Genomic DNA, 21,403 nt, shown 5'->3' on the forward strand with positions numbered 1-21,403 from the left:
GCCTCGCCGAAGCCCCCCGTCGCAAGAGAGACTTGGCGCAGTCGGGGCAGTCGGGGCACAGTGACGCCCTGCCGCGAGGGAAGGGAAGTCGTCATGGCCGAGCCGCGCAATCGCTATTCGTCGGTGTCACTGGCTTTGCACTGGATCATCGCTGCGGCGATCCTGGTCCAGGTGCTGCTGATCACCGCCCATGAGAGCACGGAGGGGCCGCTGTCCGGGCAGTTCGTCATGCTGCACAAGTCGCTGGGCGTGTCGATCCTGATCCTGACCCTGGCTCGCATCGGCTGGCGACTGGCGCATCCGGCCATTCCCTTGCCCGCGCAGATGCCGCGCTGGGAGCGGCTGGCGGCGCGCGCCACCCATGTCCTGTTTTACGTCGTCCTGATCGCCATGCCGTTGACCGGCTGGCTGGCCACCTCGGCGGCGGGACGCGACTTCGCCTGGTTCGGCCTGTTCGACTGGCCCCTCTTGCCGGTGGGCGGCGGGCGCGAGGCCGCCGGTCGGTTCATGGACGTGCATGAGACGGTGATGAAGGGGCTCTATGTCCTGATCGCCCTGCATGTCGCCGCGGCGCTGAAGCATCAGTTCATCAACCGCGACAATGTGCTGCATCGGATGATCCCCCTGATCCCGCGGCGGCCGTGAGGAGCGCGGGCGACCCGCCGGATCAGGCCGCCGCCGCCCTGCGCCGCGGCGAACTGATCCTGCTGCCGACCGAGACGGTCTATGGCCTGGGCGCCGACGCCGCCGATCCGCGAGCGGTGGCCGCCATTTTCGAAGCCAAGGGAAGACCTCGGTTCAACCCCTTGATCGCGCACGTCTCTGACGCCGCCGCCGCTGAGGCGATCGGTCTGTTCGACGCCGCCGCCCGGGCCCTGGCCCAGGCCTTCTGGCCGGGGCCGATGACGCTGGTGATCCCGGTGCGGGATCGGACCCGCGTCTGTGATCTGGCGCGCGCGGGGTTGGACAGCGTCGCCGTGCGCGTTCCCGGCCACGCCCAGGCGCGGGCTGTGCTGTCGATGTTCGGCGGCCCCGTCGTGGCGCCGTCGGCCAACCGCTCGGGCCGGCCCAGTCCGACGACCTTCGCCGACGCCGTGGAGGAGACCGGCTTCGCCGTCTCGGCCGCCGTGGACGGCGGTCCTTGCGCCGTCGGTCTGGAAAGCGCCGTCGTTTCGGTCCTGGATGGACGGGTCGCCCTGCTGAGACCCGGCGCCGTCACCCGAGCAGAGATCGAGGCCGTGGTCGGCCCCCTGGACGAGGGTGGCGACGGGCGACGCTCGCCGGGTCGGCTGGCCGTCCACTATGCGCCTGACGCCCCGGTGCGGATCGAGGCGACCCAACCGCGTCGGGGCGAGATCCTGCTGGGGTTCGGGCCGGGCGTCGGCGACCCCCGCTGGAGTCTCAGTCCTTCCGGCGATCTGCGAGAAGCCGCCGCTAATCTGTTCAAGTTGTTCAGAGAAGCAGACCGAGCCAAGCCGGCGGGCATAGCCGTGGCGCCCATTCCTTCCTCCGGACTGGGCGAGGCGATCAACGACAGGCTTCGGCGAGCGGCGGGCTTCGTCGGCTAACCGAACCGCGCCTGAAGATCGACGCTGGAGCGGCGTCCGACGCTGGCGAGACAGGTCTCCAGCCAGTCGTCCGCAGCCGCCCGGCCACGGGCTTTCAGGTCGGTCAGGAAACTCCATTCCGTGTTGAACTTCGACCTCAAGGACAGGTCCGACAGCCAACCGTCGGCCTCGATGGCGTGCAGTCGCAATTGTCGATAGGGGCCTGAGCCGTGTTTCAACTGTCCCTGGCTGATCATTTCTCCGGCCATGGCGATGGCGCGGAGTTCGGCCAGCAGCGGCGCGTTGAAGAGGATCTCATTCAACCGATCAACGATGTCGCCCGCCGCGCGGGGCGTCTCGTCGCGCACCATCGGGTTCAGCGTCACCAGCAGCACGTCGTCCGGCGTATCGTCCCCTGTCAGGGGCCAGAGCGGCGGATTGGTCAGATAACCGCCGTCCCAGTAAGGCTCCCCCTCGATCTCGACGGCCTGAAACAGGTGCGGCAAACAGGCCGAGGCCATCAGGACGTCGGCGGTGATCTCGCTGGACGCGAAGATGCGGGCCCTGGCCTGGCGCACAGCCGTGGCGGCGACGAACAATTTGACGTCGGAGCCCTGGACCGCCTGAAAATCCACGGCCGTCTTCAGAACCCGCTTCAGAGGATTGTGGTTCAAGGGATTGAATTCATACGGGCTCATTGACAGAGCCAGGGTTTCTCCGGCGCGCCAGAGCGGCGTGTCCTTCAGCCAGTCGGGCGCCTGGGCCGGATTCCACAGGGCGCTGTCGCCGAAGACGTTGCGGCCCCCCGACTGGTTGATCTCGCGCCACAGCCGGTCCAGGGCGGCGCGGGCGTCGCCGCTCGCCAGGCCGGAAACCAGGGCGGCCCCGTTCATGGCGCCGGCGGACACGCCCGAAACGGCGCGGATGTCCAGCCGATCGTCTTCCAGCAGTCGATCCAGCACCCCCCATTGGAAGGCGCCGTGCGCCCCGCCGCCCTGAAGCGCCAGACAGAAGGGCCGCCGTCCTGTCGAGGCGGCGGCCAGGTCCGTCGGCTCGGCGGTCTTGCGTTTGAAGATCGCCATAGGTCGGCCCCCGCTGGGATGATCTTATTGAGCGGTCCAGCCGCCGTCGATCGAGAAACTGGCGCCGTTGGCCGAGGCGCCCAGGTCGCTGACCAGATAGAGGAACAGCCCCGCCAACTGATCCGTCGTGACGAACTGTTTGGTCGGCTGGGCGGCCAGGATCACGTCGCTCATGACCTTTTCAGGACTGATGCCGCGGGTGCGGGCCTGGTCTTCGATCTGCTTTTCCACGATCGGCGTATGGACGAAGCCGGGGCAGATGGCGTTGCAGGTGATGTTGTCCTGCGCCAGCTCCAGCGCCACCGTCTTGGTGAAGCCGATGACGCCGTGTTTGGCCGCGACATAGGCCGATTTGAAGGGGCTGGCGACCAGGCCGTGGGCCGAGGCCATGTTGACGATCCGACCACGCCCCTGGGCCTTCATGATCGGGATGGCGGCGCGGGTAGCGTAGAAGGCCGAGGACAGGTTGATGGCGATGATCTGTTCCCATTTGTCGGTGGGAAACTTCTCGACCGACTCCACATGCTGGACGCCGGCGTTGTTGACCAGAATGTCCAGGCGGCCGAACTCGCGCTCGGCGAAGGCGACCATGTCGGCCACCTCCTCGCCGCGCGTCATGTCGGCGGGGTGATAGCGCACCCGCACGCCGGAAGACGCTTCAAGCGCGGCGCGGGTGCGCTCGATCTCGGCCGGATCGCCCAGGCCGTTCAGGACCACGTCGCCGCCCCGCGTCGCCACCGCGCGCGCCAGGGCCAGGCCGATGCCCGAGGTCGAGCCCGAGATCACCGCCGCCTGACCCTTCAGATCGCCGATGTCGCGGAAGTCAGGGGACTGGGGCGAGGTGGACATGGATGCGCCTTTCGTTCTTTCGCGAGAGACTAGCGGGGGCGCCCGGCGAAGATCAAGAATTTCCCGACCTGATGAATATCCATTCGGTCTCGGTCGAGGCCGCCTTGTCGAAACCGTAGCCGTCCCGGTCGAAAGCCTTCAGATCCTCGACTCGTTCCAGCCGTTCGTCGATGGCGAAGCGGCTCATGGCGCCGCGCGCCTTCTTGGCGAAGAAGGAGACGATCCGCGTTTCGCCGTTCTTCTCCTCGCGGAACTGGGGCGTGACGACCGGCAGTTTCAGAGCCTTGGCGTCGACGGCGCCGAAATATTCCTGGCTGGCCAGGTTGACGACGACCGGATCGGGCGATCCCTGGGCTCTGAGGTCTTCGGCGTCGGCGTTCAGCTGTTTGGAGATCCGATCGCCCCAGAAATCATAAAGGCTGGAGCCGCGGCGGGTCTTCAGCCGCGTGCCCATTTCCAGTCGATAGGGCTGGATCCGGTCGAGCGGACGCAGCAGCCCGTAGAAGCCGGACAAAATCCGCAGATGGTCCTGGGCGAAGGCCAGGGCGGCGGCGTCCAGCTCTCGCGCCTTCAGCCCCTCATAGACGTCGCCGGCGAAGGCGAAGGCGGCCTGGACGCCGTCCGTCGATTCCGGATCGAACGCCCTGAACCGTTCCAGATTCAAGGTCGCCAGATCATCCGAAATCCCCATCAGGCGACGCAGGTCGGCCTTGGTCTGACGCCGCGCCGTCGCCGCCAGGCTGGCGGTGTCTTCCAGAAAGCGACGCTCCGTGCCGGGCAGGGCCGGATCGGCCGGCGAGAAGTCGAGCCGTTTGGCGGGAGAAAGAAGGATCAGCAAGGGACGGCTCCGTGATGGCGCCGCTCACATAGGCCGCTTCTGCGAAGATTTGAACGGGCGAGGCCGGAATGCCGCGGCTCAGCCGCCGAAGCCGCCCTGATCGAGGAAGGCCTGCTCTTGCGGCGTCGTCGCGCGGCCCAGGGCGAGGTTGCGGTGGGGAAAGCGGCCGAAGCGCACGATGATGTCGCGGTGCAGGCGGCCCCATTTCTCCAGCTCGGCGTCGCCGGCGACCAGGGCCAGGTAGCGGTCCTGATCCTCGAGCCGTTCGGAATGTTCGAAGGGCAGCAGGAGGAAGTTCTTCAGCTCGGGTTCGACCCGGAGGTGCCAGCCGCGCGCCACCGCCTGTTCGGCGAACATCAGCGCCAGGGGATCGGTGGCGAACTGATGGGCCGTGCCGCGGAAACTGTTCCTCGGATACTGATCCAGCAGGATCAGCAGGGCCAGGGCGGTCTCGGGGGCCTCGATCCAGTCGTCGCGTTCGCGCCGGGCGGCCGACAGGTGCAGATCCTGGCCGCGCGACCGAAACTGGGCGTCGAAGGCCTCGTCCTTGGCGAACCACTTTTCGGGCCCGGTCTCTTTCCAGAAGGCGACGACGTCGAATGCGGTTATGAAGGGGGCCATGACCAACATCTTAGCCAATCCGCTGCCCGTCTTCCATGACCGCGACTGCGACCTTTCGATCATCCGCGGCAAGCGCGTGGCCATGATCGGCTACGGCAGTCAGGGACGCACCCATGCGCTGAACCTGCGCGATTCGGGCGTGACCGACATCGTGGTCGGCCTGAAGCCCGGGTCGAAGACGCGGGCTGTGGCCGAAGCCGACGGATTTAAGGTGATGACGGCGGGCGAGGCGGCGGCTGGGGCGGACGTGGTCGCCGTCATGACCTCCGACGAGGCGCACCGCGACCTGTGGCGCGACGAGCTGGCGCCGACTGTGCGGCCCGGCGCGGCCCTGGTCTTCGCCCACGGCCTGTCGGTGCGGTTCGGCCTGGTGGAGCCCCGCGCCGACCTGGACGTGATCCTGGCCTCGCCCAAGGGGATCGGGCCGCGCATTCGCGACCTGTACGAGGCCGGGGAGGGGGTCTTCTGCCTGTTCGGGGTGCATCAGGACGCGACGGGCGGGGCCCATGCGCTCGGCCTGTCCTATGCGGCGGCCCTGGGCTGCGGACGCAAGGGCATCCTCGAGACGACGATGCGGGACGAGTGCGAGAGCGATCTGTTCGGCGAACAGGTGGTGCTGTGCGGCGGGATCGCCGAACTGATCGATTCGGCCTTCATGAAACTGGTCGAGGCCGGCTATCCGGCCGAGGTGGCCTGGTTCGAATGTTTCTACGAGGCCAAGCTGGTCACCGACCTCATGTACGAGCGCGGCATAGCCGGCGCCTTCGCCAAGATCTCCAATACGGCGGAGTACGGGGCCTACCGCACCGGCCCGCGCGTGATCGGCGCCGAATCGCGCGCCGCCATGGATCAGGTCCTGGCCGAGGTTCAGGGCGGAGGATTCGTGCGGGATCTGATGGCGGACTATGACGCCGGCTCGCCCGACCTCATGGCGCGGCGCGCGGCCCTGGGGCGGCGGCCGATCGAGTCGGTAGGGGCGCGTCTGAACGCGGTGGCGCGCCTGGCGCGGGAGACGGCGGCGAACGACGACTGAGGCGCGGGAGATTCGTCATCCTCGGGCTCGACCCGAGGATCGGCTGTGGATCGGGCTGTGCGTCCTCAGTGAGGCAATGCGGCGGACAGCCCGGCCCTCGGGTCGAGCCCGAGGGTGACGATCATATGGAATTTTAGAAAGAGAAGATGGTCGGAGTGAGAGGATTCGAACCTCCGACCCCTGCGTCCCGAACGCAGTGCTCTACCAGGCTGAGCCACACTCCGACCGTGGGGGCTGGGCCGCAAGGCGTCGCCCCGAAGTGAGGACGCGGCTTATAGCCATGGGTTTCGGAGGCCGCAAGCGTCCATTTCGACCTTCTTCGCAGGCGGCGAAAATTGTCCTGAATGGGGGTGTTGCATCCGAAAACGGTTTGGCCTATCTGACCGCCTCCGCCGCACGAGAGTGCAGCGGACGCCGGACCTGCTGGGGAATGGTGTAATGGTAACACTCCGGTTTTTGGTACCGTCATTCTAGGTTCGAGTCCTAGTTCCCCAGCCACCGCCTCTCCCATAAGCAAAGGCCTGCCTTGGGCCTCCCTTGGCGTCAGGCCGTCGTCGCTGACCGGCTCTTGGCGTGGAATCGAAGCGCGCCAAGGCCGCTCGACGCCGGAACCTTCCCGACCGGCCTAGCCTCAAGACGCGGACGATTCAGCGCGGAGGCGGCTTTCTGGCGCGCAATCCCCAGGGCGGCGCGATTCGCAATGAACTGGTGGCCGAACGGTGTTGGGGTTACAGCGCCCCTTGTCAGGGGCGATCCAGCCCTCTAGAGCCCACTGCCTGCCCATGCGGATGTGGCGGAACTGGTAGACGCACTGGATTTAGGTTCCAGCGCCGCGAGGCGTGGAGGTTCGAGTCCTCTCATCCGCACCAAGCAAAAAGGCCCGGGATCGATCCCGGGCCTTTTTGTCTTTGTAGGGCAGGCTTATCGCGCTTCGCGCTGCTTGAGGCCATTTTGTGGGCCCATCGCGCGTGGCGTTAGTTGAGGCGCCGTTAGCGCGCCACTGTTTCCCTTGCGGCGAAGAAAAAGGCCGGGGCGTCGACCCCGGCCTTCTTTGCATCAGTCGCGTTCTTCCTTGGAGCCGGGGGCCGGGGCGCCCGGCATCGGCGGGACCGGGCCGACCGGGGCGTCGGGGGACAGTTCCGGGACCTCGACCAGGCCGCGGGCGACGTGGCTCTTACGGAAGCCGTAGGCGAAATAGATCACCAGACCCACGGCGCCCCAGATGGGCAGGACCATCTTGGCGTCATGCGGCAGGTTCCAGAACAGGAAGGCGCAGCCGGCAGCCGAAAGCGGCGCGATGATCCAGACCAGGGGCGTCTTGAACGGACGTTTCCGGTTCGGGTCGGTCTTGCGCAGGATCAGGACCGCGATCGACACCATGAAGAAGGCGAACAGGGTGCCCGAGTTCGAGATGTCGGCCAGCTGACCCACTGGGAAGAGGGCGGCGGCGATGGCGACGGCGACGCCGGTGAACAGGGTCACGACATAGGGGGTCTTGAACCGCTTGTGCATCTTGGTCAGGCCTTCCGGCAGCAGGCCGTCGCGCGCCATGACGAAGAAGATGCGGGTCTGGCCGTAGATCATCATCAGGATGACCGAAGGCAGGGCCAAGAGGGCGGCGGTGCCCAGGGCGTTGCCGACCTGCGGATGGCCGATGACGCGCAGGACGTGGGCCAGGGCCTCGTTCGAGCAGACCAGGGCCTCGGCGTTGGCCGGCAGGGCGCAGGCGGCGACGAAGGCAGGCGAGCCCGGCTGGACGGCTTGACCGGCGGCGCCGAGGACCGGCTGGGCGCCGATGGCGCCGGCCGCGCCCAGGGCGACCAGCAGATAGAAGACGGTGCAGAAGGCCAGGGAGCCGATCAGGCCGATCGGCACGTTGCGCTGCGGGTTCTTGGTCTCTTCAGCAGCGGTGGAGACGGCGTCGAAGCCGACATAGGCGAAGAAGATCGAGGCGGCGGCGCCGACGATGCCCATGCCCGAATAGGCGCCGAACAGGCCGTTGGGCGCGAAGGGCGACAGGTTGGCGGTGTCGATGACCGGCAGGGTCAGGACAATGAAGACCGTCAGGGCCGCGACCTTGATCGCCACAAGGATGGCGTTGACGCGGGCCGACTCGGTGGTGCCCAGGATCAGCAGGCCCGTCACGGCCAGGGCCACGATGATGGCGGGAATGTTGACGATCCCGGCCGAGAAGTCCGGCGTCGGGATGAAACCGTTCATGCTCCAGGTCGGTCCGGCGGATAGGAGGTCCGGGAAGTCGAAGCCTATCCCGTTCTCTATCAGGCCCAGCACATAGCCGGACCAGCCCACCGACACGGCCGAGGCCGCAACAGCGTATTCGAGGATCAGGGCCCAGCCGACGCACCAGGCGAGCAGCTCGCCCAGGACGGCGTAGGTATAGGTGTAGGCCGAGCCGGAGACCGGGGCCATGGCCGCCAGTTCCGAATAGCAGAGCGCCGCCACCGCGCAGACCGCGCCGGCGATGACGAAGCTGACCATCATGCCGGGGCCGGCCTTCTGAGAGGCCGCAGCCGTCAGAACGAAGATGCCGGTGCCGATGATGGCGCCGATGCCGAGCAAGGTCAGTTGAACAGGTCCGAGCGACCGATGAAGCGACTTCTTCTCGGCCGTGGCCAGAATCGCGTCGAGCGACTTAACGCGCCACATAGAATACCCCCACGTTTACGGCGGCCCTCTGGCCGCGTCGGCGGGGACGCTAGCGGCGGAATGCGGGCCGCGCAACGCGCATGACGGCGGGGTGAAGCGCTCACGACGCTTTCGTGATCGTGGCGCATCGGGGGCGCATCGGGCTAGAGGCGGATCATGTTGCCGATCCACGCCGTTCTCGACCCGCTGAAATCCGCCCTTGCAAACGGAAATACGGCGGTTTTGGCCGCCCCGCCGGGGGCGGGGAAGACCACGGTCGTCCCCTTGGCCCTGCTGGACCAGGCCTGGCTGGGCGACGGACGGGTGCTGGTGCTGGAGCCGCGCCGTATCGCCGCACGGGCCGCCGCCGACCGGATGGCCGCCACCCTGGGCCAGGAGGCGGGCGGGACGGTCGGCTACCGCACCCGGCTGCAGAGCCGGATCGGGCCGAAGACGCGGATCGAGGTGATCACCGAGGGGGTCTTCACACGGATGATCCTGGACGACCCCGGCCTGGAGGGGGTGGGAGTGGTCCTGTTCGACGAGTTTCACGAGCGCAGCCTGGACGCCGACCTGGGTCTGGCCCTGGCGCGGGAAACGCAAGGGGCGCTGCGGGAGGATCTGCGGCTGCTGGTGATGTCGGCCACCCTGGACGTGGCGGGGGTGTCGCGGTTGCTGGACGGCGCGCCGGTGATCGAGGCGGAGGGGCGGGCCTATCCGGTCGACACCCGCTATCTGGGCCGCAATCCGACCGAGCGGTTCGAGGAGGCGATGACGCGGGCCTGTCTGACGGCCCTGGGCGAGGAGACGGGGTCGGTTCTGGCCTTCCTGCCGGGGCAGGGCGAGATTCATCGGGTCGTGCGGCAGATCAACGAACGGCTGAGGCTGCCGAACGTCGACGTGGTTCCCCTGTATGGCGGACTGGATCGGGCGGAGCAGGACCGCGCCATCGAACCGGCGGCGCCGGGGCGGCGCAAGCTGGTGCTGGCGACCTCGGTTGCGGAGACGAGCCTGACGATCGACGGGGTGCGGGTGGTGGTGGACGGCGGCCTGTCGCGCGTGCCTCGGTTCGAGCCGTCCAGCGGCCTGACCCGGCTGGCCACGGTTCGGGTCAGCCGGTCGTCGGCGGAACAGCGCCGGGGACGGGCGGGACGGACCGAACCGGGCGTCTGCTATCGGCTGTGGGACGAGGAACAGACGCGCGGCCTGGTCCCGCATCAGCGGCCGGAAATCCAGGAAGCGGACCTGACCGGCCTGGCGTTGGATCTGGCGCGATGGGGCGCGCGGTCGGTCGAGGGGTTGGCCCTGCTGGACCCGCCGCCGGCCGGAGCCCTGGGCGAGGCGCGCAAGGTGCTGACGCGGCTGGGGGCGCTGGATGCGGAGGGCGGGTTGACCGATCACGGGCGGCGGCTGACACGCATCCCCCTGTCGCCGCGCATGGCCCATATGGTCGCCGTGGCCTCGGACGGGCACGACGCCATGACGGGCGCGCGGATCGCGGCGGTGCTGAGCGAGCCGGGATTGGGCGGATCGAACGTGGATCTGCACGAACGGCTGGTCGGCCTGGAGCGGGACCGGTCGCCGCGGGCGCGGGATGCGTTGAAACTGGCTGAGCGCTGGGCTCGGGCGGCGGGCGGCGGCGCGGGCGGATCGGTCGATGAGGGACTGCTGCTGGCCGAGGCCTTCCCCGAACGGATCGCGCGGATGCGGGGCAAGGCCGGCGAGATGTTGCTGGCCGGCGGACGCGGGGCCATGGTCGAGGCGACCGATGCCCTGGCGCGCGAGACCTGGCTGGCGGTGGCCGAGCTGGGGGGCGGCGAGGCGCGGGACCGGGTGCGGCTGGCGGCGGCGCTGGACGCGGCGACGCTTGAAACCGATCTGGCGCGGCTGATCGAAACCGAGGAACGGCTGGCGCGCGAGCCCTCGGGCCGGGCGGTGATCAAGCGCATCCGACGGATCGGCGCGATCGTTCTGGATGAGAAGGTGATCGGGACGCCTGACGCGAGCCAGCTGTCGGCCGTACTGAAGGCCGAGGTCGAGGCCGAGGGGATCGGCGCCCTGCGCTGGGGCGAGCAGGCTTCGGCCCTGCGGGCGCGTCTGGCCTTTCTGCACGGGCTGGACCCGGCCTGGCCCGATGTGTCGGACGAAGGTCTCATGGCGGCGCGCGAGGCTTGGCTGTGGCCGGTGCTGGAGGGCGCTAAGTCGCTGGCGGCGATCGGCGACGGCAGGCTGGCGGACGCCTTGCGGGGGCTGATCCCCTGGGATCTGCAACGCAGGCTGGACGAACTGGCGCCGCCGCGACTGACGACGCCGCTGGGGTCGGCGGGCATCGACTATGGCGCCGAAGGAGGACCGCGCGTGGAGATCCGCGTTCAGGAGCTGTTCGGCGTGACGACCCATCCGACGGTCGGCGGCGGCCGCGTTCCCCTGACCCTGGCCCTGCTGTCGCCGGCGCGGCGGCCGGTGCAGGTCACCCAGGACCTGCCGGGATTCTGGGCGGGCTCCTGGGCTGCGGTGCGCTCGGAGATGCGCGGCCGCTATCCGCGCCATCCCTGGCCCGAGAACCCGGCCGAAGCCCAGGCGACCAATCGGGCCAAGCCGCGCGGGACGTGAAGCGTCGAACCGGTCCCAAGCGGCTGCAACCGGGCGGCAAGCGCTGCGTTGAGCCAATCTCGCAGAGGACGCCCCATGGCACTTACCCAACTCGACCCCCCGCTGCCTGTCACCGTGCAGGATCGCGGCAAGGGGTTCGCCTTCGCCGTCATCGACTATGGTCAGGAGCACAATCTGATCTGGGTGACGGCCATTACCGAGACCGGAGAAATCTGGTGCGCGCCCAACCCGGTCGTGCGGATGCAGGCGAACTGGACCATGGGACGGCCGTCGCCCGCAGGTTGAGGCTTTTCAGCGGGGGAAGATGACGCGATATGGTCAGGCGCACCTGCGGTGCGCCAACCGGGGACGAAATCGTGTCGAACGCCAGGATCATATCGCCCACAGCCGGCAAGGCGCGGGTTCTTTTCGCCAGCCTGATCGGCACCACGATCGAATTCTACGACTTCTACATCTACGCCACGGCGGCGGTGCTGGTGTTTCCGCAGCTGTTCTTCCCGGGCGGAGACCCGACGACGGCCATGCTGTCGTCCTTCGCCACCTTCTCCATCGCCTTTTTCGCAAGACCGGTCGGCGCCCTGGCTTTCGGGCATTTCGGGGACCGGGTGGGACGCAAGGCGACCCTGGTGGCGGCCCTTATGACCATGGGCCTTTCGACCGTGGCCATCGGCCTGCTGCCGACCCATGCGACGGTCGGTATTGTCGCTCCCCTGCTGCTGGCCCTGTGCCGGTTCGGACAGGGGCTCGGCCTGGGCGGCGAATGGGGCGGGGCCGTGCTGCTGGCCACCGAAAACGCGCCGCCGGGCAAGAAGGCCTGGTTCGGCATGTTCCCGCAACTGGGGGCGCCGATCGGCTTCATCCTGTCGACGGGCGCCTTCATCGTCCTGACCTCGACGATGGGCGAGGCCCAGTTCGAGGCCTGGGGCTGGCGCCTGCCCTTTCTGGCCAGCGCCGTCCTGGTCTTCGTCGGTCTGTGGGTGCGGTTGAAGATCACCGAGACCCCGGAATTCCAGACGGCGATGGACCGGAAGGAGCGGGTCAAGGCGCCGGCCGTGACCCTGTTCGCCCAGCACAAGACCGCCCTGTTCCTGGGGACGTTCAGCGGGGTGACGACCTTCTCCCTCTTTTATCTGATGACGGTCTTCGCCCTGGGCTGGGCGACGACGGGGATGGGGCTTGAGCGCGGCGAGGTCCTGCCGGTTCAACTGATCGGGGTGCTGTTCTTCGCCGCCTTTATCCCTGTGACGGCCCTGCTGGCCGACAAGTTCGGCCAGGTGAAGGTGCTGATCGCTTCATCGGTCGGGATCGCCCTGTTCGGCGGCCTGTTCGCGCCCCTGTTCGGAGCGGGGCTGACGGGGCTGCTGATCTTCTTCGCCCTGGGCTTTGCGCTGATGGGCTGCACCTACGGCCCTATCGGCGCGGCCATGGCGCGGCCCTTCCCGACGGCCGTCCGCTATACGGGGGCGTCCATGGCCTTCAATCTGGCCGGGATCGTGGGGGCGTCGCTGGCGCCCTATCTGGCGACCTGGCTGGCCAAGACCTATGGACTGGCGGCGGTCGGCGGCTATCTGGCCCTGTCGGCGGTGGTGACCATACTGGCCCTGTGGGGCATGGGGCGGGTCAGCCCGGAGACGGAACTCTAGAGCCTGATCCGTTGAGGAGGAACCGCGAAGCGGTTCCGTCCGAAACGATCATGCCCTAGGCTTCGTCCGTCGCCGCATAGACCATGATCCCGGTCGCGATGGCCAGGTTCAGACTGTCGGCCCGGCCGCGCATCGGGATCTTGACGTTGACGTCGCAGGCGGCGGCCAGTTGGTCGGTCAGGCCGGCCTGTTCATTGCCCATCAGGATCAGCGACGGCTTCTGCATCACCGCCGAGTGGTGGCTGACCTTGGCGTCCAGCCGGGTGCCGACGACGCTGCCGGGCCAGGTCTGGCGCCAGGCCAGGAAGGACTCGGGGTCGGCTTTGGTGATGGAGACGGCGAAGACCGAACCCATGGTCGCGCGCACCGCCTCGACCGAATAGGGATCGACGCAGTCGCCGATCAGGATGACGCCGCCGCAGCCGGCCGCGTCGGCGGTGCGGATGATGGTGCCCAGATTGCCGGGATCACGCACCTGCTCCAGGGCCACCCAGCAGGGGGCCGAGGCGGGGTCCAGCCTGTCCAGAGGGGTATAGATCTGATCGAACACGCCCAGGACGGTCTGCGGATTGTCGCGGCGGCTGATCTTTTCGAGGATGGCGTGGGTGACGACGACGATCTCGCCGCCGGCCTTGCGCGTCTCGGCCTTTGCCCGGTCCAGCAGGGGGTGCGGGCGGGCGTCCTCGCCGACCAGCAGCAGGCGCGGCGCCCGGCCCAGGTCCAGGGCCTCGCCGATGAATTTCAGCCCCTCGGCCAGGAAGGTCCCGGTGCTGTCCCGCTCCTTGCGCATATGCAGGGCGCGGACGGCCTTGACCGTGTCATTGGTCAGGGATGTGATCACGCGGTCCGTCATCGGCTCCACCGGGCGAAGAAGGACAGGCCGATGGCGCGGGCGTTCGGGCCGTCTTCGGACAGGGCCAGTTCGCCCCAGTCGATGCGACCGCTACGATCCGGCAGGGCCTCGGCCATCAGATGGGCCAGGGACAGGCCGGAGATGCGGGCGGCGTAGGCGTTCAGCAACAGGAAATCGGCCTCGTGGGACAACAGGGCGGCGCAATCCTTCAGCAGGGCCGGCATGTCCTCGAACAGGCGCCAGACCTCGCCGGTCGGGCCGCGTCCGTACTTGGGCGGGTCCAGGATGATTCCGTCGTATTTGGAGCCGCGCCGGACCTCGCGGGCCACGTATTTGCGGGCGTCCTCGACGATCCAGCGGATCGGGCGGTCGGACAGGCCGGACTGTTCGGCGTTCTCGCGGGCGTAGTTGACCGACTTCTTGGAGGCGTCGACGTGGGTGACCTCGGCCCCTGCGGCGGCGCAGGCCAGGCTGGCGACGCCGGTGTAGCCGAACAGGTTCAGGATCTTCGGAGCCCGGCCGGCGTCGCGCGTGAAGGCGCGCACGCGGCCGTCCAGCCAGTCCCAGTTGGCGGCCTGTTCCGGAAAGAAGGCTAGGTGGCGGAAAGGCGTGAAACGGCCGGTGAACTTCACCTCGCGCCATTTCAGGGGAAAGGCGTCGACGGGGCCGTGCCGGTCGAAGCGCCAGCGGCCGGAGTCTTCCTCCTCCTGCTGCGGGTCGAAGGCGGCGGTGGCCTGGTCGAAGGCGGCCGGGTCGCGCGGGGACCAGAAGCACTGGGGCTCGGGCCGGACCACCGTATAGGGGCCGTAGCGCTCAAGCTTCCTGCCATCGCCGGAGTCCAGCAGGGCGTAGTCGGACCAGCCGCGGGTCACCAGGGTTTCGGGGGTGGGAGAGAGCAGGGGCGCCATCCTGCGGCTGATAGGCGGTCAGGCGGCCTTACGTCCAGCATCGACATAGGTGGAGGCGCAGCATTCGGCGTCCAGGTCTGGGTCGTGGACCGTCTTGTCCCAGACATAGGGCGATACGATCAGTCGCCACAGGGCCTGGGCGAAGGCGACGCTGAGAAGTGACCAGTAGGCCGGCGCCAGCAGCATGTCGCTGAGACGATAGTCCAGACCGGCGCGGCGCGCTCCGACGGCGCAGCTCATCCATGCGGCGACGACGCCCAGGGCCAGGACGGCGAGCGATCCCGTCGGCAAGGACGGCGCCGCGCCCGCGTGAAGACCCAGGAGGAGGGCCGAGCCGATCCAGGCCAAGGCGGGAGCGTGGCAGGCGGCGGATATGACGGCGGCTCCCAAGGTCATGACAAGCGACAGCAGTCCGCGCTCGCCCAGGGCGGCGGGCGAGCGCGTATGGACGCCCCAGGTCTGCATATAGCCCTTCAACCATCGCGTTCTCTGGGGCAGCCAGCGCTCGAAAGGGCCGGGCGGCGTTTCCCAGGTCGGTCGGTGGATGACCCCCAGACGCCACCCCGCCGACCAGAGCCGAAAGCCAAGGTCGGCGTCTTCCGTCACATTATAGGCGTCCCAACCGCCCAGATCCCGGAGGATGGCCGTCCGAAGATGATTGCTGGTGCCGCCGAGGGGGAAGGGCAGGTTCAGCTTCGCCATGCCCTGAAGATTGACCTCGAAAAGGGCGGCGTACTCCAGGGCGAACTGTCGATCGAGAAACCCCTTCAGGCCGGCGCCTCTGCGAACGCGCAACGGCGCCTGAACGCAGGCGAGATCAGGGCTCTGGGCGAAGTGCGCCGCCGCTTCACGCAGTTGCCCCGGGTCCGGCGCATCTTCGGCGTCATAGACGGTGACCAGTTCGCCCTTGATGAAGGGAAGGGCGTGGTTGAGGGCGCGCGGCTTGGTCTGGGGCGCGCCAGGCGGCACAATCAGGATCTGCAGCCAGTCAGGCCTGGCTGCGGCCGTCGCCGCCGCAATGGTTGACTGATCGTGCGCTTCCAGGATGAGGAACCCCTGCAACTGTCGGCGGGGGTAGTCCAGCCGAGACAGGTTCTGCACCAACTGCTCCACCACCGCCGCCTCGTCATACAAGGCCGCCAGGACGGTATAGCGCGGCCAGCGGCCCGGCTTGGGCGGCGGGGGCGGCGGAGAAAGACTGGCTGCCGCCAGGACGGCCCGCCAAATGGCCGTGGCGACGAAACAAGCCTGAAGCCCCAAGATCAGGGCCTCCAGCGTCGCCCGTGGCCAGAGGACAAGGCCGAACGCCGCACATGCGACCAGCCCGCCGACAACCGCCGCCTGCCAGGCCGTCGGCGTTCGACGCCCTGCGCCGCTGAGCGCATTCGTCTTGATCATCATCGTTCCAGCCCCCGCCCGAGCCGAATACAACTGGAAATACTTGTTTGTTGCAACTGGATTTTTCTGCGCCGATTGGCGCCGATGATCGATTGTCGCTATTCAGATCGCCCCTGACCTGGAGTCGCCTTTGCCCCTCGCGTCGCAATCGTCTCGTTCCCACCGCAAGCCCAAGGGGGAAGGCCATTCACGGCGCGGCGAAATCCTGGCCGCCGCCGAGCGGATTTTCGTCGAGCACGGCTATGAAGGAGCGACCATTCGCAAGATCGCGGATGAGGTCGGCCTGTCCTCGACCGCCCTCTATATGCATTTCCCCGATAAGGGCGCGATCCTGCAGGAAATCTGCCGCAACGCCTTCAGCGTCCTGACGGCGGCTGCGGCCTCCCTGTCGACGGGCTCCGCGCCGCCGGAGGTGCGACTGAGGGCCATGATCGAGGCGTACGCCCAGTTCGGGTTCGATCAGCCCAACGCCTATCGCCTGATCTATCTGACCCGTCCCGTTGAGGCCCGAGAGGGCGCTCAGACCTTGTCTCAGGAACTGGGCGCCGTCGTCTTTTCCGCCTTTGGAGCCTTGGTTGAGGAGACCGTGGCCGCAGGGCGGATGGAGGGCGACGCCAGGGCGATCGCTCAGTCGATTTGGGCGGCTGCGCACGGCGTCGTGTCGCTGATGATCACCAAACCCTATTTTCCTTGGGTGGAGCGGGACCGGTTGGTCAAGACGACCCTGGACGCCGTGTTCGACGGCCTGCTTAAGCCGTGACCCCACGCCCCCGGTCGCTCCTTCTCTGTCTGGTCCTTGTGGGGCTGACGCCGGTCCCCGCCCAGGCTCGGCCCTTGCGGGTCATGGCCCTGGATCAGTGCGCCGATCAATATGTCCTGGCCCTGGCGCCGGACGCCGAACTGGCCCTGTCGCCACGCGCCGACGACCCTGACGCCTGGCTGAGGCGCGAGGCGGCCGGACACCGGCGGCTGCGCCCGACCCTGGAGGCGGCGGTGGGGTTCAAGCCGGATGTGGTCGTCCGCTACTGGGGCGGCGAACCCCGGCTGCTGGCGGCCCTGGAGCAGCGCGGGACCAAGGTGGTCACGATCGCGGACGCGACGGACTTCGACGGGGTGCGCGCCAATATTCGCGCCGCAGCGCAGGGTCTCGGACAGGCCGAGCGGGGGGCTCGACTGGAGCGGACCATGCAGGCCAAGCTGGATCGCGCGGCGCCGCCCGCCGGAAGCCCCACGCCCGGCGCCCTCTATCTGACCTCGGGCGGCTATACGTCCGGTCCCGGCACGCTGATGGATGCGATGATGCGGGCGGCCGGCTTTCGCAATCTGACGACCGCGCCGGGCTTCGGGGCCGTCAGTGTCGAGCAGATCGCGCTTCAGCCGCCCCTCCGGTTCGTGCTGGGCTTTTTCGACCAGTTGCGGGCCGACTGGCGGGGAGCAGGCCGCCATCCGGTGGTGCGCCGCGCCGCCAAGGGGCGGACGGCGGCGAAGCTGCCGGCGGCCGTCCTGACCTGTCCCGCCTGGTTCGCCGCCAACGGGGTGGAGATGATGAAGGCGCGGCCATGAGTCGGACGGTTCGTCTGTGCGTGAGGCTGGGCCTGCTCTGTACGGCGGCCGTGGCGACCGCCGTACTGTTCGGGGAGACGGGGTTCGACCGCGCCCAGTATGCGGCGGCCTTCGGCGATCCGTCTTCAGGTCCCTGGGACGTCTTGTGGCAGGTGCGGGCGCCCCGCGCCGTCTGCGCCCTGGTCGTGGGGGCGGCTCTGGGGCTGGCGGGGGCGGTGATGCAGGGGCTGCTCCGCAATCCCCTGGCCGATCCTGGCGTTCTGGGGGTTTCGGCGACGGCGGCCCTGGGCGCGGCCCTGGCGATCGTCCTGGGCGGCGCGGGCGTTGCGGGCCTGGTGGAGATGTCGGCCCTGGCCGGCGCTGCTGTGGCCGGTGGGGTGCTGGTCGCGGCAGCCGGACTGATGCGGGCGCCGGAGGCCCTGATCCTTTTCGGGGTGGCTTTGTCGAGTTTCGCGGGGGCGGCGACGGCCCTGATCTTCAACCTGTCGCCGTCTCCCATCGCCCAGGCCGAGGTCATGGCCTGGCTCTTGGGATCGGTACAGAACCGGAGCTGGGTGGATGTCGCCTGGGTGGCGCCGGCCCTGGCTATGGCCGCCGTTTTCGCGGGCCTGTCGGCGCGGGGACTGCGGATGCTCACCCTAGGCGATGAAACGGCCGCAATCTCGGGGCTCTCCATGGGGCGGTTGAGAGGCTTCGCCCTGATCGCGGCGGCGCTGGCGACGGGGGCGGCGGTGGCGGTCGCGGGCGTGATCGGTTTCGTCGGTCTGGCGGCGCCCCATCTGGTGCGGGCGGCGGTGCGTGGGGACGCGGGGCGAATCCTGGCGCCCTCGGCCCTGGCCGGCGGACTGATCCTGGTGGTCGCGGATTTAGCGGCGCGGCTGACGCCGACGGATCAGGAGCTGAAACTGGGGGTGTTCACGGCCTTGATCGGGGCGCCCCTGTTCGCCTTGATCGCCTGGCGGGCGGCGCGGGAGTGGCGGCTGTGATCGCGCCGCTGACGATGTGGGACGCCCAGGCGACCCTGGGCGGGCGCAAGGTGCTGGACGGTGCGAACGTCCAGGTCGAGCGCGGCCGATTGGTCGCGCTGGTCGGTCCCAATGGGGCGGGCAAGTCCAGCCTGATCAAGGCGTTCGTCGGATTGCTGGCGCTGGACGGCGGCGTCGCCCGCCTGAACGGCGACGACGTCACAATCCTGTCCCCTCGAGAACGGGCCCGGCGCGTCGCCTATCTGCCCCAGGAGCGGCGGATCGCCTGGAATCTGCCGGCGGTGGAGGTGGCGGCCCTGGGCGCGCCCTTCCTGGCCGGTCCCGAAGCCTTGGCGCGGGCCAAGCGGGCTCTGGCTGAAGTGGGCGGCGCCCATCTGGTCGATCGCGGCGTAGCCGAAATGTCCGGCGGCGAGCGGGCGCGGGTGCTGCTGGCGCGCGCTTTGACGACCGACGCCCCCATGCTGCTGGCGGATGAACCGATCGCGGGGCTCGATCCGGACGCGCAGCGGCTGGTGCTGGAGCGGCTGCGGACCCGCGCGGACGGCGGCGCCGCCGTGCTGGTCAGCCTGCACGACCTGACCCTGGCGGCGACCTTCGCCGACCAGGTGGTGGTCATGCATCAGGGACAGATCGCCGCCGCCGCCCCGCCGATGGAGGCGCTGGAGCCGGGCGTGCTCAAAAACGTCTTCGGCTTGGACGGGCGCTGGGTCGAAACACCGGACGGGCCGCTGCTGGCGGCCCGACGGGCTCAGTAGGCGACGTAGGGACGGGGACCCGCTGCGGCGCCGCGCGCAATGTCGGCCGAGGGCGTCAAGGGCGCCGAGCCGCCGTTCAGCCGGGCCTTGTAGACCGCCATATTCTCCATGACTCGCATCATATAGTTGCGCGTCTCGGTGAAGGGGGCGCATTCGATGAAGTCGATCGCGGCGTTGGCGTCGCCGCGCGGGTCGCCGCAGCGGGCGATCCACTGGTTCGGCCGGGCTGGGCCGGCGTTATAGCCGACGGTCGCCAGCAGCATGGAGCCGTTGTTGGCCGCCATCAGCTCGCCCAGGTGATAGCTCCCCAGGGTCATGTTGTAGTCCGGGTCCCACAGCTGTTCGGCCGAGAAGCTCATGCCCAGGCGACGGGCCACGCCGGAGCCGGTGGAGGGCAGGAACTGCATCATTCCGCGCGCATCGGCGCCGGAGCGGGCCCGAGGGTCGAAACTGGATTCCTGACGCGTGATCGCCTGGGTGAACTCCAGCGGCGCCGCGCCGGCGACCTGGGGTGGTATGCGGACCGGATACATCCGCTCCGGCAGGACAAAGCCCCTCTGGCTGGCCGCACGGCCGACCATCATGGCTGCGAAACCGTCGCCGTAGCTGCGGCTCAGATCCATCAGCAGGGCCAGATCCTCGATCGTGGGGAGGTCGTTGTCGAGTTGATAGGCGAAGACCCGCAGCAGGCTGGTCTCCCCGGTCTCGCCGAGAATCCGAGTGGCGCGAACCCGCTCGTCGGCTTCAAATCGGGCGATGTCCGCAGGGGTGGGCGCCGGATCGCCGGGCAGGGTCAGGGTGGTCATCCCGGCCTTTTCGGCGGCGAGCTGGCCATAGAAGGTCTGCCAGTGCTGGGCCCCGTTGCGGTAATAGGCCTGGGCGGCGTCGCGCTCGCCCCGGGCCTCGGCGGCCCGGCCCAGCCAGTAATAGGCGCGGCCCTGGGTGATCGGAGTTGAGGAGGCGGTGCGCAGGGCCTCGAAATGACGGGCGGCGACTTCGGGCTGGTTCAGCTTTGTCAGGGCGACCCATCCGGCGAAGAATTCGGCGTCAACCATTCGGTCGCCCGAGGTGAAGCCGTGGCCGTTCATCGCATCATAGGCGGCGCGCCAGTTTCCCTGCTGCAGGGCGTCCAGATAATAGTTGCGGCGCTCGGTCCACAGGGTGTCGTCGCCCACCGTGTGGCCCGGAGCGGGCGGGAGGTAGGCCAGAAGCGGGAAGGCTTCGGACTGACGGTTCTGAGACCGCAGGATACGAACCCGTTCCAGGACCACGACGGGATCGACGGCCTGTGTCGGGGTCAGGGAAGCGACCACGGCGTCAGGGCTGTAGGCGGTGCGCAGGCTCATGACGGCGTTTGCGACGGCCGCCCGTTCCGGTGAGACGAGGCCCGTCATCGCGCGGGTGGCCGGGCCGTGAGGGCCCATCAGTAGCAGATTGAGGCGGGTCTCATGATCGGCCGGGGTCAACCATCCGGCCCAGGCGGCCAGAATGCGCGATTGCGGCGCCTCGTCGAAGGATCGCGTGCGCCACCATTCGCGGATCAGGGCGCGCGCCTCATCGCTTCGCCCCCTCTGTTCAAGGGCGGCGGCGTAGGCGATGGCGCCATCGACCGTGCGGGGCGGTTCCTGCGCGAACAGGGCCAGGGCGGCGTCCGGGCCGACGCCGGATCGGGCCAGCACCTTTTCTGTCGCTTCGCGGCGTGATTCGGCCCTCGGCCAGCCGGCCAGCTCCGTCTGGGCGCGGGCGAGGTCGGCGTAGGACAGCTGTTCGCCCGAGGTGTCGATCAGGGCCCACTGGACCAGTTTGCGCGCTGCGGGATCGCCGATCTGTGAGAGGGCCGACTGGGCGCCCAGCACGTCGCGCGCCCGCGCGGCGGCCAGTCCTTGACGAAACAGCGCCGTGTCCTGATCATTCAGGACGCGGGTTTGGCCATAGGCGACGCCGGTTTGAGTGACGGAACCATAGGGGACGGCCTGCGCCGGCGCCGCGTCTTGAGGGCTCGGCGCAATCAAGGCGAGCACCGCCGCCAGACTCGTCGCAATCATGATCTTTCCTGTTCTCATTCATC

19 protein-coding genes and 3 tRNA genes are annotated in these 21,403 nt (G+C 68.7%); 12 read left to right on the plus strand and 10 right to left on the minus strand.

What is annotated here, in order from left to right; translation table 11 throughout:
* Positions 1 to 93 precede the first annotated feature (93 nt).
* Positions 94 to 645 carry a cytochrome b gene (locus ACZ5M6_RS10345; protein ID WP_191555590.1) on the plus strand — a complete coding sequence of 184 codons (552 nt, stop codon included), beginning with the start codon at positions 94 to 96 and terminating at the stop codon, positions 643 to 645.
* Positions 642 to 1,568 carry an L-threonylcarbamoyladenylate synthase gene (locus ACZ5M6_RS10350; protein ID WP_464158493.1) on the plus strand — a complete coding sequence of 309 codons (927 nt, stop codon included), beginning with the start codon at positions 642 to 644 and terminating at the stop codon, positions 1,566 to 1,568. The genes ACZ5M6_RS10345 and ACZ5M6_RS10350 overlap by 4 nt, the downstream gene beginning before the upstream one ends.
* On the opposite strand, the gene ACZ5M6_RS10355 is transcribed toward ACZ5M6_RS10350, so the two are convergent.
* The 4 genes from ACZ5M6_RS10355 to ACZ5M6_RS10370 form a co-directional block, all read right to left on the minus strand.
* Positions 1,565 to 2,629 carry a patatin-like phospholipase family protein gene (locus ACZ5M6_RS10355; protein ID WP_182713624.1) on the minus strand — a complete coding sequence of 355 codons (1,065 nt, stop codon included), beginning with the start codon at positions 2,627 to 2,629 and terminating at the stop codon, positions 1,565 to 1,567. The two genes, ACZ5M6_RS10350 and ACZ5M6_RS10355, sit on opposite strands and share 4 nt — an antisense overlap.
* A 24-nt stretch (positions 2,630 to 2,653) precedes the next feature.
* Positions 2,654 to 3,478, minus strand: coding sequence for a 3-hydroxybutyrate dehydrogenase (locus tag ACZ5M6_RS10360; RefSeq protein WP_348683648.1), 825 nt, complete (start codon positions 3,476 to 3,478; stop codon positions 2,654 to 2,656).
* Positions 3,479 to 3,530: 52 nt separating this feature from the next.
* Positions 3,531 to 4,316 (minus strand): peroxide stress protein YaaA, encoded by a 786-nt coding sequence (gene yaaA / locus ACZ5M6_RS10365; protein ID WP_182713622.1) that lies wholly within the window; start codon positions 4,314 to 4,316, stop codon positions 3,531 to 3,533.
* A gap of 78 nt (positions 4,317 to 4,394) precedes the next feature.
* Positions 4,395 to 4,937 carry a DUF924 family protein gene (locus ACZ5M6_RS10370; protein WP_054765643.1) on the minus strand — a complete coding sequence of 181 codons (543 nt, stop codon included), beginning with the start codon at positions 4,935 to 4,937 and terminating at the stop codon, positions 4,395 to 4,397.
* On the opposite strand from ACZ5M6_RS10370, the gene ilvC reads away from it, so the two are divergent.
* Positions 4,936 to 5,970 (plus strand): ketol-acid reductoisomerase, encoded by a 1,035-nt coding sequence (gene ilvC / locus ACZ5M6_RS10375; protein WP_464158496.1) that lies wholly within the window; start codon positions 4,936 to 4,938, stop codon positions 5,968 to 5,970. The two genes, ACZ5M6_RS10370 and ilvC, sit on opposite strands and share 2 nt — an antisense overlap.
* Before the next feature lie 147 nt (positions 5,971 to 6,117).
* Here the strand turns inward: ilvC and ACZ5M6_RS10380 are convergent.
* Positions 6,118 to 6,194: transfer RNA gene (locus ACZ5M6_RS10380), tRNA-Pro, on the minus strand.
* A gap of 200 nt (positions 6,195 to 6,394) precedes the next feature.
* Here ACZ5M6_RS10380 and ACZ5M6_RS10385 point away from each other — a divergent pair.
* Both ACZ5M6_RS10385 and ACZ5M6_RS10390 read left to right on the plus strand, forming a co-directional pair.
* Positions 6,395 to 6,468 (plus strand) — tRNA-Gln (locus ACZ5M6_RS10385).
* Between the two features lie 286 nt (positions 6,469 to 6,754).
* Positions 6,755 to 6,839 (plus strand) — tRNA-Leu (locus ACZ5M6_RS10390).
* 187 nt (positions 6,840 to 7,026) lie between these two features.
* On the opposite strand, the gene ACZ5M6_RS10395 is transcribed toward ACZ5M6_RS10390, so the two are convergent.
* Positions 7,027 to 8,637, minus strand: a complete 1,611-nt coding sequence (locus ACZ5M6_RS10395) for an amino acid permease (RefSeq protein WP_182713620.1) — start codon at positions 8,635 to 8,637, stop codon at positions 7,027 to 7,029.
* Between the two features lie 156 nt (positions 8,638 to 8,793).
* Here ACZ5M6_RS10395 and hrpB point away from each other — a divergent pair, with 156 nt between their 5' ends.
* The 3 genes from hrpB to ACZ5M6_RS10410 all read left to right on the plus strand — a co-directional run bounded on the left by hrpB (position 8,794) and on the right by ACZ5M6_RS10410 (position 12,872).
* Positions 8,794 to 11,229 (plus strand): ATP-dependent helicase HrpB, encoded by a 2,436-nt coding sequence (hrpB, locus tag ACZ5M6_RS10400; protein ID WP_464158499.1) that lies wholly within the window; start codon positions 8,794 to 8,796, stop codon positions 11,227 to 11,229.
* Positions 11,230 to 11,304: 75 nt separating this feature from the next.
* The gene (locus ACZ5M6_RS10405) at positions 11,305 to 11,514 is read left to right on the plus strand and encodes a hypothetical protein (RefSeq protein WP_042823661.1); all 210 of its coding nucleotides are present in this window, start codon (positions 11,305 to 11,307) and stop codon (positions 11,512 to 11,514) included.
* Positions 11,515 to 11,585: 71 nt separating this feature from the next.
* Positions 11,586 to 12,872 (plus strand): MFS transporter, encoded by a 1,287-nt coding sequence (locus tag ACZ5M6_RS10410; RefSeq protein ID WP_396335229.1) that lies wholly within the window; start codon positions 11,586 to 11,588, stop codon positions 12,870 to 12,872.
* A 55-nt stretch (positions 12,873 to 12,927) separates the two neighbouring features.
* On the opposite strand, the gene ACZ5M6_RS10415 is transcribed toward ACZ5M6_RS10410, so the two are convergent.
* Genes ACZ5M6_RS10415 through ACZ5M6_RS10425 form a run of 3 tightly spaced genes read right to left on the minus strand, consistent with a single transcriptional unit; the run spans position 12,928 to position 16,034 of the window.
* Positions 12,928 to 13,725 (minus strand): TrmH family RNA methyltransferase, encoded by a 798-nt coding sequence (locus ACZ5M6_RS10415; protein WP_464158502.1) that lies wholly within the window; start codon positions 13,723 to 13,725, stop codon positions 12,928 to 12,930.
* Positions 13,722 to 14,633, minus strand: coding sequence for an RsmD family RNA methyltransferase (locus tag ACZ5M6_RS10420; RefSeq protein ID WP_464158504.1), 912 nt, complete (start codon positions 14,631 to 14,633; stop codon positions 13,722 to 13,724). The genes ACZ5M6_RS10415 and ACZ5M6_RS10420 overlap by 4 nt, the downstream gene beginning before the upstream one ends.
* Positions 14,634 to 14,651: 18 nt before the next feature.
* On the minus strand, positions 14,652 to 16,034 hold the full coding sequence (locus ACZ5M6_RS10425) for a glycosyltransferase (protein WP_464158506.1): 1,383 nt from the start codon (positions 16,032 to 16,034) through the stop codon (positions 14,652 to 14,654).
* A gap of 127 nt (positions 16,035 to 16,161) precedes the next feature.
* Here ACZ5M6_RS10425 and ACZ5M6_RS10430 point away from each other — a divergent pair, with 127 nt between their 5' ends.
* The 4 genes from ACZ5M6_RS10430 (at position 16,162) to ACZ5M6_RS10445 (ending at position 19,335) form a co-directional block, all read left to right on the plus strand.
* Positions 16,162 to 16,791 carry a TetR/AcrR family transcriptional regulator gene (locus ACZ5M6_RS10430; RefSeq protein WP_183215598.1) on the plus strand — a complete coding sequence of 210 codons (630 nt, stop codon included), beginning with the start codon at positions 16,162 to 16,164 and terminating at the stop codon, positions 16,789 to 16,791.
* A gap of 83 nt (positions 16,792 to 16,874) precedes the next feature.
* A complete protein-coding gene (locus tag ACZ5M6_RS10435) occupies positions 16,875 to 17,594 on the plus strand; it encodes an ABC transporter substrate-binding protein (RefSeq protein ID WP_464160118.1) in 720 nt (239 codons plus the stop codon).
* The gene (locus tag ACZ5M6_RS10440) at positions 17,591 to 18,580 is read left to right on the plus strand and encodes a FecCD family ABC transporter permease (protein ID WP_287395793.1); all 990 of its coding nucleotides are present in this window, start codon (positions 17,591 to 17,593) and stop codon (positions 18,578 to 18,580) included. Before ACZ5M6_RS10435 ends, ACZ5M6_RS10440 begins: the two co-directional genes overlap by 4 nt.
* Positions 18,580 to 19,335 carry an ABC transporter ATP-binding protein gene (locus ACZ5M6_RS10445; protein ID WP_464160119.1) on the plus strand — a complete coding sequence of 252 codons (756 nt, stop codon included), beginning with the start codon at positions 18,580 to 18,582 and terminating at the stop codon, positions 19,333 to 19,335. Before ACZ5M6_RS10440 ends, ACZ5M6_RS10445 begins: the two co-directional genes overlap by 1 nt.
* Here ACZ5M6_RS10445 and ACZ5M6_RS10450 read toward each other — a convergent pair.
* Positions 19,329 to 21,380, minus strand: coding sequence for a lytic transglycosylase domain-containing protein (locus ACZ5M6_RS10450; RefSeq protein ID WP_464158509.1), 2,052 nt, complete (start codon positions 21,378 to 21,380; stop codon positions 19,329 to 19,331). The two genes, ACZ5M6_RS10445 and ACZ5M6_RS10450, sit on opposite strands and share 7 nt — an antisense overlap.
* Positions 21,381 to 21,403: the final 23 nt, after the last annotated feature.

This window comes from Brevundimonas sp. Br13, assembly GCF_055391505.1.

Bases quoted from the DNA above. Each gene is read 5' to 3' on its own strand.
- ACZ5M6_RS10370 (WP_054765643.1), bottom strand. From the start codon at position 4,937: ATGGCCCCCTTCATAACCGCATTCGACGTCGTCGCCTTCTGGAAAGAG.
- ACZ5M6_RS10435 (WP_464160118.1), top strand. From the start codon at position 16,875: ATGGCCCTGGATCAGTGCGCCGATCAATATGTCCTGGCCCTGGCGCCG.
- ACZ5M6_RS10360 (WP_348683648.1), bottom strand. From the start codon at position 3,478: ATGTCCACCTCGCCCCAGTCCCCTGACTTCCGCGACATCGGCGATCTG.
- ACZ5M6_RS10420 (WP_464158504.1), bottom strand. From the start codon at position 14,633: ATGGCGCCCCTGCTCTCTCCCACCCCCGAAACCCTGGTGACCCGCGGC.
- ACZ5M6_RS10450 (WP_464158509.1), bottom strand. From the start codon at position 21,380: ATGATTGCGACGAGTCTGGCGGCGGTGCTCGCCTTGATTGCGCCGAGC.
- ACZ5M6_RS10415 (WP_464158502.1), bottom strand. From the start codon at position 13,725: ATGACGGACCGCGTGATCACATCCCTGACCAATGACACGGTCAAGGCC.
- ACZ5M6_RS10345 (WP_191555590.1), top strand. From the start codon at position 94: ATGGCCGAGCCGCGCAATCGCTATTCGTCGGTGTCACTGGCTTTGCAC.
- ACZ5M6_RS10440 (WP_287395793.1), top strand. From the start codon at position 17,591: ATGAGTCGGACGGTTCGTCTGTGCGTGAGGCTGGGCCTGCTCTGTACG.
- ACZ5M6_RS10395 (WP_182713620.1), bottom strand. From the start codon at position 8,637: ATGTGGCGCGTTAAGTCGCTCGACGCGATTCTGGCCACGGCCGAGAAG.
- ACZ5M6_RS10425 (WP_464158506.1), bottom strand. From the start codon at position 16,034: ATGATGATCAAGACGAATGCGCTCAGCGGCGCAGGGCGTCGAACGCCG.
- ACZ5M6_RS10355 (WP_182713624.1), bottom strand. From the start codon at position 2,629: ATGGCGATCTTCAAACGCAAGACCGCCGAGCCGACGGACCTGGCCGCC.
- ilvC (WP_464158496.1), top strand. From the start codon at position 4,936: ATGACCAACATCTTAGCCAATCCGCTGCCCGTCTTCCATGACCGCGAC.
- hrpB (WP_464158499.1), top strand. From the start codon at position 8,794: ATGTTGCCGATCCACGCCGTTCTCGACCCGCTGAAATCCGCCCTTGCA.
- ACZ5M6_RS10405 (WP_042823661.1), top strand. From the start codon at position 11,305: ATGGCACTTACCCAACTCGACCCCCCGCTGCCTGTCACCGTGCAGGAT.